General features: G+C 68.4%; 11 protein-coding genes, 1 tRNA gene and 1 pseudogene. 5 read left to right on the top strand and 8 right to left on the bottom strand.

Annotated elements, in window-relative coordinates; genetic code table 11:
* Positions 1-203: 203 nt before the first annotated feature.
* Positions 204-743: a VOC family protein gene (locus KME75_RS34855; protein ID WP_219419200.1), complete on the top strand. Its 540-nt coding sequence runs from the start codon at positions 204-206 to the stop codon at positions 741-743.
* A gap of 52 nt (positions 744-795) precedes the next feature.
* Positions 796-2,358 carry an FAD-dependent oxidoreductase gene (locus KME75_RS46345; protein WP_219419199.1) on the top strand — a complete coding sequence of 521 codons (1,563 nt, stop codon included), beginning with the start codon at positions 796-798 and terminating at the stop codon, positions 2,356-2,358.
* Between the two features lie 84 nt (positions 2,359-2,442).
* On the opposite strand, the gene KME75_RS34845 is transcribed toward KME75_RS46345, so the two are convergent.
* The 5 genes and pseudogenes from KME75_RS34845 to KME75_RS34825 form a co-directional block, all read right to left on the bottom strand.
* A complete protein-coding gene (locus tag KME75_RS34845) occupies positions 2,443-2,598 on the bottom strand; it encodes a hypothetical protein (protein WP_219419198.1) in 156 nt (51 codons plus the stop codon).
* A gap of 192 nt (positions 2,599-2,790) precedes the next feature.
* Positions 2,791-4,110 (bottom strand): annotated as a pseudogene (gene lpdA / locus KME75_RS47135) (dihydrolipoyl dehydrogenase); the annotation flags it as partial.
* 159 nt (positions 4,111-4,269) lie between these two features.
* Entirely contained in the window at positions 4,270-4,686 is a 417-nt protein-coding gene (gene gcvH / locus KME75_RS34835; protein WP_219419197.1) for a glycine cleavage system protein GcvH, read from the bottom strand.
* Positions 4,687-4,727: 41 nt separating this feature from the next.
* Positions 4,728-5,432 carry a hypothetical protein gene (locus KME75_RS34830; protein ID WP_219419196.1) on the bottom strand — a complete coding sequence of 235 codons (705 nt, stop codon included), beginning with the start codon at positions 5,430-5,432 and terminating at the stop codon, positions 4,728-4,730.
* Positions 5,433-5,456: 24 nt separating this feature from the next.
* Complete coding sequence (locus KME75_RS34825) at positions 5,457-5,927, bottom strand: glycine/sarcosine/betaine reductase selenoprotein B family protein (RefSeq protein ID WP_219419195.1); 471 nt, start codon at positions 5,925-5,927, stop codon at positions 5,457-5,459.
* Between the two features lie 435 nt (positions 5,928-6,362).
* Here KME75_RS34825 and KME75_RS34820 point away from each other — a divergent pair, with 435 nt between their 5' ends.
* Positions 6,363-7,151 (top strand): IclR family transcriptional regulator, encoded by a 789-nt coding sequence (locus KME75_RS34820; protein ID WP_219419201.1) that lies wholly within the window; start codon positions 6,363-6,365, stop codon positions 7,149-7,151.
* An 86-nt stretch (positions 7,152-7,237) separates the two neighbouring features.
* On the opposite strand, the gene KME75_RS34815 is transcribed toward KME75_RS34820, so the two are convergent.
* Together KME75_RS34815 and KME75_RS34810 are read right to left on the bottom strand one after the other, a co-directional pair.
* Positions 7,238-7,332 (bottom strand) — tRNA-Sec (locus tag KME75_RS34815).
* 340 nt (positions 7,333-7,672) lie between these two features.
* Positions 7,673-8,875, bottom strand: coding sequence for a halocarboxylic acid dehydrogenase DehI family protein (locus KME75_RS34810; protein WP_219419194.1), 1,203 nt, complete (start codon positions 8,873-8,875; stop codon positions 7,673-7,675).
* Positions 8,876-9,410: 535 nt separating this feature from the next.
* On the opposite strand from KME75_RS34810, the gene KME75_RS34805 reads away from it, so the two are divergent.
* Together KME75_RS34805 and KME75_RS34800 are read left to right on the top strand one after the other, a co-directional pair.
* On the top strand, positions 9,411-10,178 hold the full coding sequence (locus KME75_RS34805; protein ID WP_219419193.1) for an IclR family transcriptional regulator: 768 nt from the start codon (positions 9,411-9,413) through the stop codon (positions 10,176-10,178).
* A 509-nt stretch (positions 10,179-10,687) separates the two neighbouring features.
* Positions 10,688-11,434, top strand: a complete 747-nt coding sequence (locus KME75_RS34800) for a GntR family transcriptional regulator (protein WP_219419192.1) — start codon at positions 10,688-10,690, stop codon at positions 11,432-11,434.
* Between the two features lie 532 nt (positions 11,435-11,966).
* On the opposite strand, the gene KME75_RS34795 is transcribed toward KME75_RS34800, so the two are convergent.
* Positions 11,967-12,728 carry a recombinase family protein gene (locus KME75_RS34795; RefSeq protein WP_308283363.1) on the bottom strand — a complete coding sequence of 254 codons (762 nt, stop codon included), beginning with the start codon at positions 12,726-12,728 and terminating at the stop codon, positions 11,967-11,969.
* Positions 12,729-12,876 lie beyond the last annotated feature (148 nt).

Here is a 12,876-nt window from a genome sequence, read left to right as displayed (position 1 = left end):
CTGGCTCTACGTCATCTGGCACTGCTGGCACGACCACACCACCTACGACCCCGCCCGCCACGGAGCCCTCCAACGACTCCTCAACCAAGATCAACCGGCGGCGGCTTGACACAGGGCTACTCATGCCACCACCGGCCCTCCCCATCCGGCCGACCCTGCGCCAACTGGTCAACCAAGCGATCGTCAGCTGAAGGGACGTCGTCGTGCTGCCACTACCCCTGCTCGCCTCCGGCACGCTGATGCAGGTCGGGGTCGTCGTTCCCGACCTGGACGCGGCGCTCGAGCGCTACAGCACCGCGTTCGGGCTCGGCCCCTGGATCGGTTTCCGCCTCACCCCCGACAACGTGCGCGACCTGACCTACCGCGGCCGGGCCGCCGACTACGGGATCGACATCGCACTGACCGGCACGGGACCGCAGATCGAGCTGATCCAGGTCCGCGGGGAGAACACGCTCTACCACGAGTTCATCGACCGTCATGGGTACGGGATCCAGCACCTCGGGGTCAAGGTCGACGACGCCGTGGCCACCACCGACGAGCTCGTCGCCGCCGGTTACGAGGTGCTCCAGTCCGGGCACGGCTACGGCAGCAACGGCGACGGGCGCTTCGTCTACTTCGACACCGTCGCGGATCTCGGCTGGATCCTGGAGATCATCCAGCCGCCCGCGGTGCGGCGCGAACCGGACTTCGTCTGGCCCCGCGGGGCCAACGTACCCGCCCCTCCCACTCCCCCGCGGATCTAGCGCCAGGGCGGCAAGAGCACGGCAGGCAAGCCCCGAGCACGACAGGAGCGGTGTGGACGTCTACGGAAAAGGAACGTCGATCGCGCAGTGGCGCCGGCTCATCGACGAGGCCTACAGCGGTTCCTTCCAGGGCCCGATCGTGAACGTCGACGACGGTCGCGACCCGCACTTCGACGCGATCTTCGTCGGCGGCGGGAGCGCGGGGCGATTCGGTGCGGCCGTGCTACGCAGCCTCGGTGGACGTCCCCTCGTGCTGGAACGCTGGCCGTTCCTCGGCGGCTCCTGCCCGCACCAGGCCTGCGTGCCACACCACCTGTTCAGCGAGGCGGCCCGCGAGCTCGACCAGGCCCAGGCGCTGCAGGGGCGCCTCTGGTACCCGGAGTTCGATCCGACCGCGGCGTCCGTGCTCGAACTGGTGGAGCTGTTCCGTTCCAAGCGCAGCGGCCCGCACGCCCACATGAACTGGCAGAGCGCCCAGCAGCTGGACATCGAGTCGGTCCTGAACGCCGAGGCGCAGGTGCTCGACGCCAGGACGGTCCGGGCGGCCGGACGCACCTTCACCGCCGACGCCCTGGTGCTGGCCACCGGCGCCAGGACCGCCTTGCCCGGCATCGAGGGCGAGACGCTCCCCGGTGTCTTCGACTACGCCTCGTTCATCGAGGACCTGGACTACGAGCCCCGCAAGATCGTCGTCATCGGCGGCTCCAAGGTCGCCGTGGAGTACGCCAGCTTCTACCGGGCCACCGGCACCCCGACCACCATCGTCAGCCGGGCCGAGCTCCTGACCAGCGGCGGGCCCGCGCGAATGGACGTGGATCTGCGGCGTTTCGTCGTCGACGGGATGCGCCTGCGCGACCTGGAGCTGCTCGAGCACAGCGTCGTGACGCGGATCGTCGGCTGCGACCGGGTGGAGGGGGTCGAGATCGAGACGCCCGAGGGCCACCGGTTCGTCGAAGCCGACTTCGTCCTGCTCGGCACGGGCGAGAAGCCGAACACGGCGAGTTTCGCGTCGGCGCTCCCGCTCGTCCACGACGACCGGGGCTTCGTCGTCGTCGACAGCCGGATGCGGACGAACATCGACGGCGTCTACGCCGCGGGCGACCTGATCGGGCCGCCGATGGAGATGTTCAAGTCGCGCCGCAGCGGCACCACCGCCGCTCGCAACATCATGGGCGTCGACGCCACGTTCCACTACGACGACATCCCCGACTTCCTGCACACCACCTACGAGGTCACCTGGGCGGGCCTGACGGAGCGGGAGGCGCGCGAACGGTTCGAGCGCGTCGTCACGATCCAGGTCCCGCCCATCGGGATGGACCCGGCCGACACCCCGCTGCCGATGGCGGAGGGCTCGATGCTCTACGGCTTCACGCTGCCGGAACGGACGGGATTCCAGAAGTGCGTCATCGACGCCACCACCCGGCGGGTGGTGGGGATCCACCACGCCGGGTACGGGGCGAAGGACGCCTTCCAGTACCTCCACCACATGATCAGCCGGCCCGAGGGCCTGACGATCGACCAACTCGGTGATATGAACGAGCTCTACATCAGTTCGGACTACTTCATCGGGTACGCACGACTGCGCTCGAGCCAGGCCGATCTGACGAGTATGTGAACCGCAGGCCGCACCCGCCCACCGCGATGGACACCTCGTCGTGGACGTCAGCCGGCGCGGCCTGCGCGGTGGCCACCCCGTCGATCAGTGCGCGGCCCCGGGCTCGACGACGGCTGAGCGGACGGTGCCGGTGACCTCGCCGAAACCGTGGGCCGCCCGGACGAGGGTTGCCGCAGCTTCGTCTCGCTGCATCGCCAGTGCCGACTGTCCGAGAAGCCGCGGCTTGAACGTGTCGAGCATGACCGCCGTCTCGTCGGTCGAGGTCGCCGACACACTCTTCTCGTGGCTACCTCCCCGGCCACCGAGTCGGGCACCGGGGAGGCCGTCCGGGACGCCGTCCCGCTCCGCGCGCCGGGCTTCTACCCCGGGGGGAGCAGGCAACGGCGTCCCGGACGGCATGGTGTGCCGTCCGGGACGGCACGGGCCTGCGTCTCAGTGCACGTGCAGCGGCTTGCCGGCGAGCAGCAGGTAAGCCTCGCCGAGCGCCTCGTTCTGGGTCGGGTGGGCGTGCACGAACCGGGCGGCCTCCTCGGGGAGGGCCTTCAAGCTGTACACCAGCTGCGCCTCGCCGATGAGCTCGCCGACGCGCTCACCGACCATGTGCACCCCGATGACGGGCCCACCCTTCTCGCGCACCAGCTTGACGAAGCCGCGGGTCTTGAGGATCTGGCTCTTGCCGTTGCCGGCGAGGTCGTACTGCACGGCCTCCACAGCGTCCGCACCGAGGCGTTCCTGAGCCTGCGCCTCGGTCAGCCCCACCGACGCGATCTGCGGCTCGCAGTAGGTGACGCGCGGGATGGCCAGCTCGTCGATTGGGGTCGGGTCGAGGCCGGCGATGTCCTCGGCGATGAACATCCCGTGCTGGAAACCGCGATGGGCCAGCTGCAGGCCGAGGACGATGTCGCCCGCCGCGTAGACACCCGCGACGTCCGTGCGCAGCCGCTCGTCGGTGCGAACGTAGCCGCGCTCCATCCGGATGCCGTTCTCCTCGTAACCGGTACCGGTGGTGTTGGGGCCTCGCCCGACCGCCACCAGCAGCACGTCGGCCGCGATCCGGTCGCCCGACTCGAGCACCAGCGACACGCCCTGCTCGGTGCGCTCGACGGCGCTGAACCGCAAGTTGGTCCTGAACCGGATCCCGCGCCTGCGGAAGGCACGCTCGACGGCCTTCGAGATCGCCGCGTCCTCGGCGGGGACCAGCCGCGGGAGCCCCTCGACGATCGTCACCTCCGCACCCATGGACCGCCACGCACTCGCGAACTCGACCCCGATCACACCACCGCCCACGACGACGACCGAGCGCGGGACGTGGTCGAGGGCGAGGGCGTGGTCGCTGGTGATGACCCGCTCGCCGTCGACGTCGAGACCGGGCAGGGTGCGCGTGTACGAGCCGGTGGCCAGCACGAGATGCCTGCCTTCGAGACGCCGGCCATCGACGTCGACTGTCCGGGCCCCACCATGGTCCCCGCGCCCTCGACGTAGGTGATCCCCCGGCTCTCGACCAGGCCCTGCAAGCCCTTGTAGAGCTTGCTGACGATGCCGTCCTTGTACTTGTTGACGCCGGCCATGTCGATCGACTGGAGTGGGGCGATCACTCCGAACTCAGCGCTGTCGCGCGCCGCGTCCGCCACGGCGCCGGCGTGCAGCAAGGCCTTCGTCGGGATGCAGCCGTTGTGCAGGCACGTCCCGCCAAGCTTCTCCCGCTCCACGAGGGCCACCTGCAGCCCGAGCTGCGCGGCCCGTAGCGCACAGGAGTAGCCGGCACTGCCACCACCGATGACCACGACGTCATACGTGCCAGGGGAATGCGCCACGGGTACTCCTCAACTCGAGCATTCAAGCCGATGGGATGTCAGGTCATTTCGTCGTTGCCTGGAATCCGAGTGCGTCCGGCAAGCGAGTCCGGCGGGGCTAGCCTTCGATCAGTCGGCGGTAGGCGTCCGCGTCGAGCAGCGACTCGAAATCGTCGTGATTCTGCGGCTGCACCTTGATGATCCAACCTTCGCCGTACGGATCGGTGTTCAGGCGCTCCGGCTCGTTGTCGACGACTTCGTTGATCGCGACGACCCGCCCCGAACAGGGCGCGTAGACCTCGGACGCGGTCTTGTTCGACTCGACCTCGCCGAAAGCCTGGCCCTTCTCCACGGTGTCGTCGATGTTCGGGTGGTCGACGTAGACGATCTCCCCCAACTCCTCCTGCGCGAAGTCGGTGATACCGATGACGGCCGTGCCGCCGGGTTCGAGCCGCAGCCACTGATGCTGCTCCGTGTAACGGAGGTCTTCGGGCAGTTGCATGACTTCGTCCTCTCTCCACCAGGCGAGGGCCATCAGCGTTCCGCGTCGGCCTGCCGCGACGCGAATTGCGGATGCTACCGGGCCACGCCGTACGCGGCGCCCACGATCGCGTCATCGTCGGAGGCTTCCATCCGCACCTTCACCCGCTGCAGCAAGTCTCCGGTCGAGGTCTCGCCCCAGAACCAGAAATCAATCGCCTCCGACGTCACGCCCGGCTGCATCGCCATCTTTGCCTCAGAGAACATGGCGCGGAGGTCGAGTGCGCACAGACGTATCCACTCGCCGAGCGAGACGTCGGCCGGTCGCTCGCGCATGTCCACCTCATTGCCGGACGCGTAGTCCTCGAGGAACCTGATGATCGCCCGGAAGCGCGCCGGTGGGACCCGTGTGACACCCACCGTGGTACGACCTCCGTGCTGCTCGACCCACCGGGTGTAGTACTGCCTGGTCCTGGTCGTCTCGGTGGCCGGGTCGACGTCCGACCTGGTGGCGGGCCCTCCCTGGGCGGCGACTTCCGTGAACTGGGCCGGGGCGCCGCGTTGCTCGACATGGTCCGGGTCGTCGAAGTCGGACAGAACCGGACCGTCCTTCTTCAGCAGGGCGAGCGCCGACCCGAGCACCCGATGCTGGTGTTCCGCGTCGAGCGGCTTCCCGAGTGGCGACCCGAACGGGTAGGGCACGTACAACGCCCGGGGCGGTTTCACCGTTTCGGCGTGCTCCCGGACCAACGCGATCATTACTGTAGCCAAACCTGCACCTTCGAAGATGCGCGCGATCACACTGACCGTGTGAGTGCACCACGGTCAAGTCGGCGTCATGACGACAACGTCGACGCCCTCGCTCACCAGACGTTCGGCGACTTCCGGGCCTGTCTGTTCCTTCACCACGGTCAGGTCGCGTTGCGCGCCCATGAAGGAATAGTTGTTCGGCGCCACCGCACCGATTACGCCCCGCTCGGCGAGCTCGTTGATCCGATCCACCGGAAAGACGATGTTCAGGTCCTGCTGCATCGGGACGCGGTCGAATCCGATGCTCGTGTGCGTGACAACGATCTCGTCGAGGGAGAGATCAGATCGGACGACCCGATAGCTCGGGTCGAATTTCCGGAACGGCGCGTCCGCACGTCCGTGCAGTCCCGCCGACGTCACCAGCGCGACCGTGGCGTCGGCGAGCGGCGTCCCGGGCGTCGTCAGTGGCATGGGCTCGTTGATGTCGACCGGGAGGGCGAGGATCGAGTTTCGGGACAGGTCACTCAGCGTTTCGAGTCGGGGCATGCTGCTTTCCTCCCTGAGGCGCGCACCGGGGGTCCGACAGATCGGCACCGCCAGGCCGACGTCGCGAGAGACAGAGCTCACAGTGGGGTAGTGGAGCTGCTAAAAGTTCCGGTATGCGGAAGTGAAATCCCTCGTAGCGGAAAACTACCGGTTGGACGGCGGGGAGTCAATAGGGGGTTTGGACGATGCCGCCGATGGGTGTATCGCGCGCGCGTGGAGAGCACCGCAAAGCACGTCCAGCCGGCGCCGCTCCGGAAAGACGTCACTCCGCATCCGGAGGGCCGCGCCCCGGGCCCGTGCCGAACAACGGGACGGACACGCGCCGCATCCAACGGCGGCCGGCCTGTGGCCCGGAGGCGCGCCGAGATCGTCGATCTCAGGACGAGGCGGTGCATAGACTCCGAGGACAAGGCGGTGTGCAGTCAGGAGCGCAGTATGAGCAGCAGCGTCGGCAGGCGCCGGGCGACCGGCGGCGTACAGTCCGTCGCGCGGGCGTTCGAGCTGTTGGAAGTCATGGCCGATGCGGGTGGCGTCGTCGGACTGTCGCATCTCGCGTCCGTCTCGGGGCTGCCGGCGCCCACGATCCACCGCTTGATCCGCACCCTGGTCGATCTCGGTTACGTCCGGCAGGAACTGTCCAGGGAGTACTCCCTGGGGCCACGGCTGATCCCGCTCGGCGAGAACGCAAGCCGGCTGGTGAGCGTCTGGGCCCAACCGCAGCTCACGCGCCTCGTGGAGGTGCTCGGGGAGTCCGCGAACCTCGCCGTGCTCAACGGCGCCCAGATCGTCTACATCGCGCAGGAGCCAGGGCGACACGCGATGCGCATGTTCACCGAAGTGGGCAGGCGCGTGTCGCCTCACTGCACCGCAGTGGGCAAGGCACTGCTCGCACTGATGCCCCCGCAGCGCATCCACGACATCCTCGAGCGCACCGAGATGGTGGCGCACACACCGAACACGATCACCGATCCGGAGGCCTACCTGCGGGAGTTGGAGAAGATCCGCGCGCGCGGCTACGCGATCGCCGAGGGCGAGCAGGAACTCGGCGTGCGCTGCGTCGCCGTCGCCTTCACCAGCGGGCCTGCTCCTGGGGCGATCTCCATCTCCGGCCCGACCACCCGGATGACCGATCAGCTCGTACAGCGGGCGGTACCCGAGCTGCAGGCCGCGGCCGACGCCTTCGTCACGGAACTCACCCAGCAAGGCGCGCCGGCCACGGCATGACTCCAGGCGACTGCGCCTCGTCCCACGGAAGCGGCACGCCGAGCGCAGGCGTCCGGCCCTGGTCGGCCCCCCTCGGCAGCGGGACGTGCGGAGGCGGACGGGAATCGAAACCCGCCTGACCGAGATGCTCGGCCACGTCGGCGTTGAAGCCCGCGGCGACCGCTGGACACCGAACGCCTCCGCCGGGCAACGTGGTGCATCGCCGTCCGGCCGGCTTCGCGCCGACGGCGCGCAGGAGGAGCGCGCGTCCCATCTGCCGAGTGCCGGAACGGGTGGCCCCCCATCGACGATGATCCGCTTCCCCAGCTCGGCACTGCCCGCTCGACCGGCGGGGCAGCTCATCCCGCCTCCGCCGCTCATCGCCAGAGATCACTTGTGCGCGCCCGGCCCGGGAGGGGCGGGCGCCGCCGGGGCGGGGAACGCGATGCTCGTGGCTCCCGCGCCGCCGCGCGGAGGCGCTGGTCGGCGCCGGCAGGGAGCACCGGCGCCGAGCTGCGCCTTCGACCCGACGCCCTTGGCCTTCAGGTGGGGAACTTGTTCTCTGTCGCCGAGTCCGGCCCGTCGAATGCCTGCTTGAGGCGGATGATGGCGATGGTGATGTCGGCGATGAAGCGGTTGTACATGAAGAGCAGGCCGGTGAGCCCTGCGCTCTCGATCCCGGTGAACGTCGCGTCCATCGACCGCCTACTGACGCCGCCGACGGCGGGGAACCCAGCCACGTGGTCGCGGGCGATCGCGCGGATGCGGCGGGCGGTCTCGTCGTACTCCGCGGTGAGCGCGACCGGCGCCAGGACGTCCTCGATGGCGATCTCCAGGAAGTCTGGCCACGCGGCGAGCACCCGGTAGTCGCTCGCCGGCCCGTGGTGCAGGGCGAGGTCGCGGACGCGCCGCAGCAGCTCCTGGACGTCCGGGGTTGCGGTGTCGGGGTCGATGAGGTCGAACTTGTCGACGCCGTCCGGGAGTCCGTAGGGCAAGAGGGCCGCGTCGGGGCCGCTCAGGGCATTGCGTGGACTGCCGGCCGCCCGCTCGTGCCATGCCTCGTTCCATGCGGTGATGAGGATCAGGTACTTCGGGTTGCCGTAGTTCAGTGCGTCCAGCGAGCGATGCAGGCGTGCGAGGTCGTCTTCCGTCCACCCCGCCGCGAGCAGCTTCGGCCGGGGATCGGGCGGCGGAGGGCCGGGGATGATCGACGCCTGGCGGATGAGGTCGGCGCCTGCCTCGGCGTACCGCGTCGAGATGAGCGGCCGGAGTGCGCGCCAGGCGTCGGGGACGAACGCCGGGAACTGCGACATCACACGGATCGCGAAGGCCACCCACGGCAGCCGGAGCGTGGAATGGATGTCGTCGTAGACGGCGGCGAGCTCACCGGTCGCGTCGTCGTGGTCGACCTGGGGGAACTTGGAGATCGGCGGCAGCGTCGTCATGCTGGGTTTCCCTTCTCGAGGAGAGTGGCTATCGCCCTCGGCGCGGGCGAGGTGGACGGTGACGAGGGTGATCGCCGCGAACACGGCCATGTGGACGGCGCCCGGCCAGGCGTCACCACCGCCGGATCCGAGCAGCGCGGTCGCGGCGAGCGGGGTGAACCCGCCGACGATCACCCCGGTGACCTGGTAACCGAACGACGCGCCGCTGTCGCGCATCCGCGTGCCGAACAGCTCGGCGAAGAACGCAGCCTGCGGGGCGTACATCGCGCTGTGGCACACGCCCAGCCCGAGGACGATCAACGAGGGGCGACCGCGATTCCGTTCCGGATCCCGTCGGCGTGCCGCCGACCTCACCAGCCCGTGTGAAGAACAGCCGGCCGAGTACCAGCGAGGCCGCGGTGCCGAAGATGAAGAAGTCGTACCATTCGATTGTGGTGCCCACGAGGCTCGCGACGAGCACTCGCCGCACCACGCGGTTCGGTGCCCGCGCTAAATTCGTCGTTACTCGCACGGATCGCCTCCTCGATGAGTGATCCTCAATGTGGCAGGTAATGATCCCCCGACCGGCGAACGCTCGATGAATCGAGCGCCGCGACGTCAAGACGCGGTGCATCCGAACGAAACTCGTGAGCCGCCAGCGGTCTCGGCTTCGTGGCCGAGGGCCGCGAGGTCCTGGCCATCGACGGAGGTCCTTCTGCCCGCTGACATGCGAAGGCGCTTGATCGTTTGCTCCAACCCGACCTCCTCGACTCAGTTTGATCGGTACGCTGTACGATACGATGTGTCGATATACGGTACGACTCACTGTCTCGCACCTGACTGCTACTGTCAACAGATGGGTTCCGCTTCGACTGCGCTTCAAGCACTGGAGATGATCGCTGCGCATCAGCCGCTCGGAGTCAGTGAACTCGCTCGCCAGCTGGGGATCTCCAAACCGAGCGGGCAACGGGCGATCCAGTCACTCGCGACGGACAATTGGATCCGACGTTCGGAGGAGCACCCGGGGCGATGGGTACTGACTCCGAAGGTGCTCGATGTCGCCGCACATGTCGGCCAGGAATCCGGCCTGCGCGAGATCGCCTTCCCTTTGATGACAGAGCTCGCCGGTACCACCACGGAAACCGTCCACCTCGCGATCCGCGATGACACGGATATCGTGATCATCGAAGAGGTCGAGTCGACCCAAGTGGTGCGGATCCACTGGCCGGTCGGCAGGCGCTCGCCGATCTATGCGAGCGCCAACGGGAAGGCCATCCTCGCCGCACTGCCCCGCGACACCATGAACGACCACCTGCCCATCCGGCTCACGGCATTCACGTCCGAGACGATCACCGATCGCCGCCGACTGACAGCCGAACTCGACCGCACCGCCCAACGCGGATACGCGGTCCAGCGGGGTGAGCTCCGAAGCGACGTCGCCGCGATAGCCGCCGCAATCACCTCGAAGTCGGACAGTCCGGTCGGCGCGGTCGGGATATTCATGCCGATCCAGCGGCTCCGCGAGGAGGACGAAGAGCGGCTCGGTCATCTCGTCCGCACGACAGCCGACACCATCGCGGCAAAGCTGGCGACCCGAGTTTCGCGCAGGTCCGCAGGAATGTGACCGTGAGGGAGGCCACCGAGTCCGGCCAGTCCGGAGGCCCTCGCCCGGACCCTGCATACGAAGTGGCACGCCGAGCGACAAGCACGAGAACCTCATGTGTCTCGACCTCCACATGCCCGCGGCGAGCGTGCCCAGCGCGACCAACGACTGGCGCTGGCGCGCGGTCGACTCGATCGAGCGCGCCGTGTGGTAGAGCCCGCTGATCAGGTGGCTGCCGAAGAGGACCAGGTGCCGATGTCCCGGCTCAGCTCGATCACGCCGTCGACGAGCGCCCACCAGAAGGCCGCGGGCTCCCCCTCCCGGAACAGCTCGCCACCGGGCTCGATCCGCCCGACCGCGGAGGCCTCGATCAGCTGGGCGAGCTGGTCGTCGGACAGGTCCCGGAACAGCGGCAGCTCGCGGAGGTCCCCGACGCGCAGGTCGGGACCGCGCCCGGCGTCACACCGCTTCGTCCGCGTCCCGATCGGACACCACCCGCGGACGAGCCGGCGTCGCCATAGAGTTGTGTGATGGCGACGTTCGCGCGGCCGGCAAGCCGGACCACCGCGCTGGTCCTTGACGCCGTGCGTGTAGCAATCATGAACGGAGACCTCAGCCCCGGCGAGCAGGTTCGTCAGCAGGTCTGGGCCGAGCGCTGCGGGGTGAGCAGGCCACCCGTGCGGGAGGCTTTGGAGATCCTCAGCAACGAGGGGCTGCTCAGCCACGGCCTGAACCAGGGCTACTTCGTCACCAGATTCAGCGCCGACGAGATGAACCAGCTCTACACGATGCGCCATCTGCTCGAACGGGAGGCGGTCGCGACGATCGAGTGGCCAGACGATGAGCAGCTCTCGACCCTGCGCGCACTGGCCTCGGACATCGAGTCGGGAGCCGGGGCCGGGCGCCCCGACGTCGCCATGCACGCTTTGGTCGAGTTCTTCCTCGAGATCTACCGGCTCTCCCCGCGCCTGCTGATCGTCGCGGAGATCGAACGGCTGTGGATGCGAACCACCGCCTTTCGCTCCCGCAACTATGACGTGATGGCGTCCCCGCAAGGATCCACCCGGGGACTCGAACCTGCGCAGACCTTGCCGCTGCGCTTAGGTCAGACGTGCACGAGCCGTATCGACGTGTCCGGGCGCCGCTGCACGATGTTTGGGGTCCTCCTGAGGCGCGCGTCGGTACTTCCTCGTGCCCCGTTCGCGCAGGACGCGCTTGATCGTGCTCGCGCTGACGCCGTGGCGTCTAGCCAACTCGACCAGCGTCGATCTGGCTGAGTATGAGGCGGCAACGGTGCTTGAATCGATCTTGGCTCGGCCTGTAGGGGACGGTGAACTGCGTCCGGGTGTTGCCGCGACGGAAGCCCTGGTGTCGTGCGTGGGCTGTGCACGGACCAGATTCAACGTTCTGACCAGCGCGTTCGCGTGGTCGGCATGGTTCGAGTAACGACGCGTAAGCTCCTCGTTAGGAGCGTGAAGGGCGTCGGCTTCGTCACGCATCGCTTGAACCCCGAGACCGGCGACGTCGCACAGCCGTGGCACGCCCTGAGAGCATCAGTGTTGACGGGTTGCGTGGTGTAGCCGCGCGGCGGGGCCGGATGGGAGCATTGGTCGGCCATGGTGGCTGTACTGGTTGTGTCGCGGCGTGGGTGACGGTGTCGAGGTCGTCGCCGGGCAGGATGCGTTCTGGTGCCGCACGATGATCACGCCAGGTTCAGTCGACCCCGTCGCCGCAGCGCGTGGGCGTAACGGTCGTTGACTCGAACACAGGATTACCCCACGGCTCGCTGGCCTCGCTGAAGGCTGTCGATCAAGCGGGGGGGAGGTCCCACTTCGTCCCGTCGTGCGTGATCAGGATTCCGGCGTTGCGTAGCTTCGCCACCGTACCTGCAGTGTTCCCGGTTCCGGCAGCTTCGTGGTCGGGCAGGAGCCGGCTGAGCAGTTCACGGACGAGAACGTCCTCGCGGACATAGACGATCTTCGACTCGTCCAGTGCGGGCGGACGGGCGCTGTTGCGACCGTGGCGGCAGCGGTACCCGGCTCGACCGTGGACCCAGTGTGAGTCCAGGCGTCGCCCGCACACTGCGCACCGGATCATCCCCGACAGCAGATAGCGGTGCTTACCGCCGTCTCCTGTGGGCCGCGCGGCCCGCACCTGCTGCGCGGCGACGAACTGCGCCTCGGTGACCAGAGCGGGATGCGCAGCCGCCGCCGAGACCGCCCACTCTCGCCCCGTGGTCGATCGGTGCGACGTCCTACCGGAATCGTGCTCCCTACGGTGCCGATCCCACACCTGCCGGCCGGTGTAACGGGGGTTGGCCAGGATCACCGCGACCGTGCGCAGCGGCCACGTCCCGCCGGTGCGGTGCCGGTTCCGCTCGGGATCGGCATCCGACGGGCACGGCACACCCTGCTCGGTCAACTCGCGGGCGATGCTGGCCACGCTCCTGCCGGCCAGCCGCTGCACGAACATCCACTGCACGTGCGATGCCGTCGCCGGGTCCGGATCCAGCCGCTGCAGCCGCCGTCCCCAGCCTGCATGCGTCCGATTCGGATGCGGGCCGGCATCCACCAGCCGATACTGGCGAGCCTCCCAGATTCCGGACACCGGACCCAATAAGGTCCGCCCGGAATGGAGGCTGATCAATGCCGGAACGGCGCAGGAAGTTCAGTCCTGAGTTCAAGGACGAGGCCGTGAAGATGGTGACCGAGTCGTCTCG

Origin of the sequence: Pseudonocardia nigra, from assembly GCF_019396355.1 — a bacterium.
Taxonomy (GTDB): domain Bacteria; phylum Actinomycetota; class Actinomycetes; order Mycobacteriales; family Pseudonocardiaceae; genus Pseudonocardia; species Pseudonocardia nigra.
The sequence above is the reverse complement of the archived record's forward strand: the minus strand, read 5'-3'. Positions and strand labels throughout refer to the sequence as shown.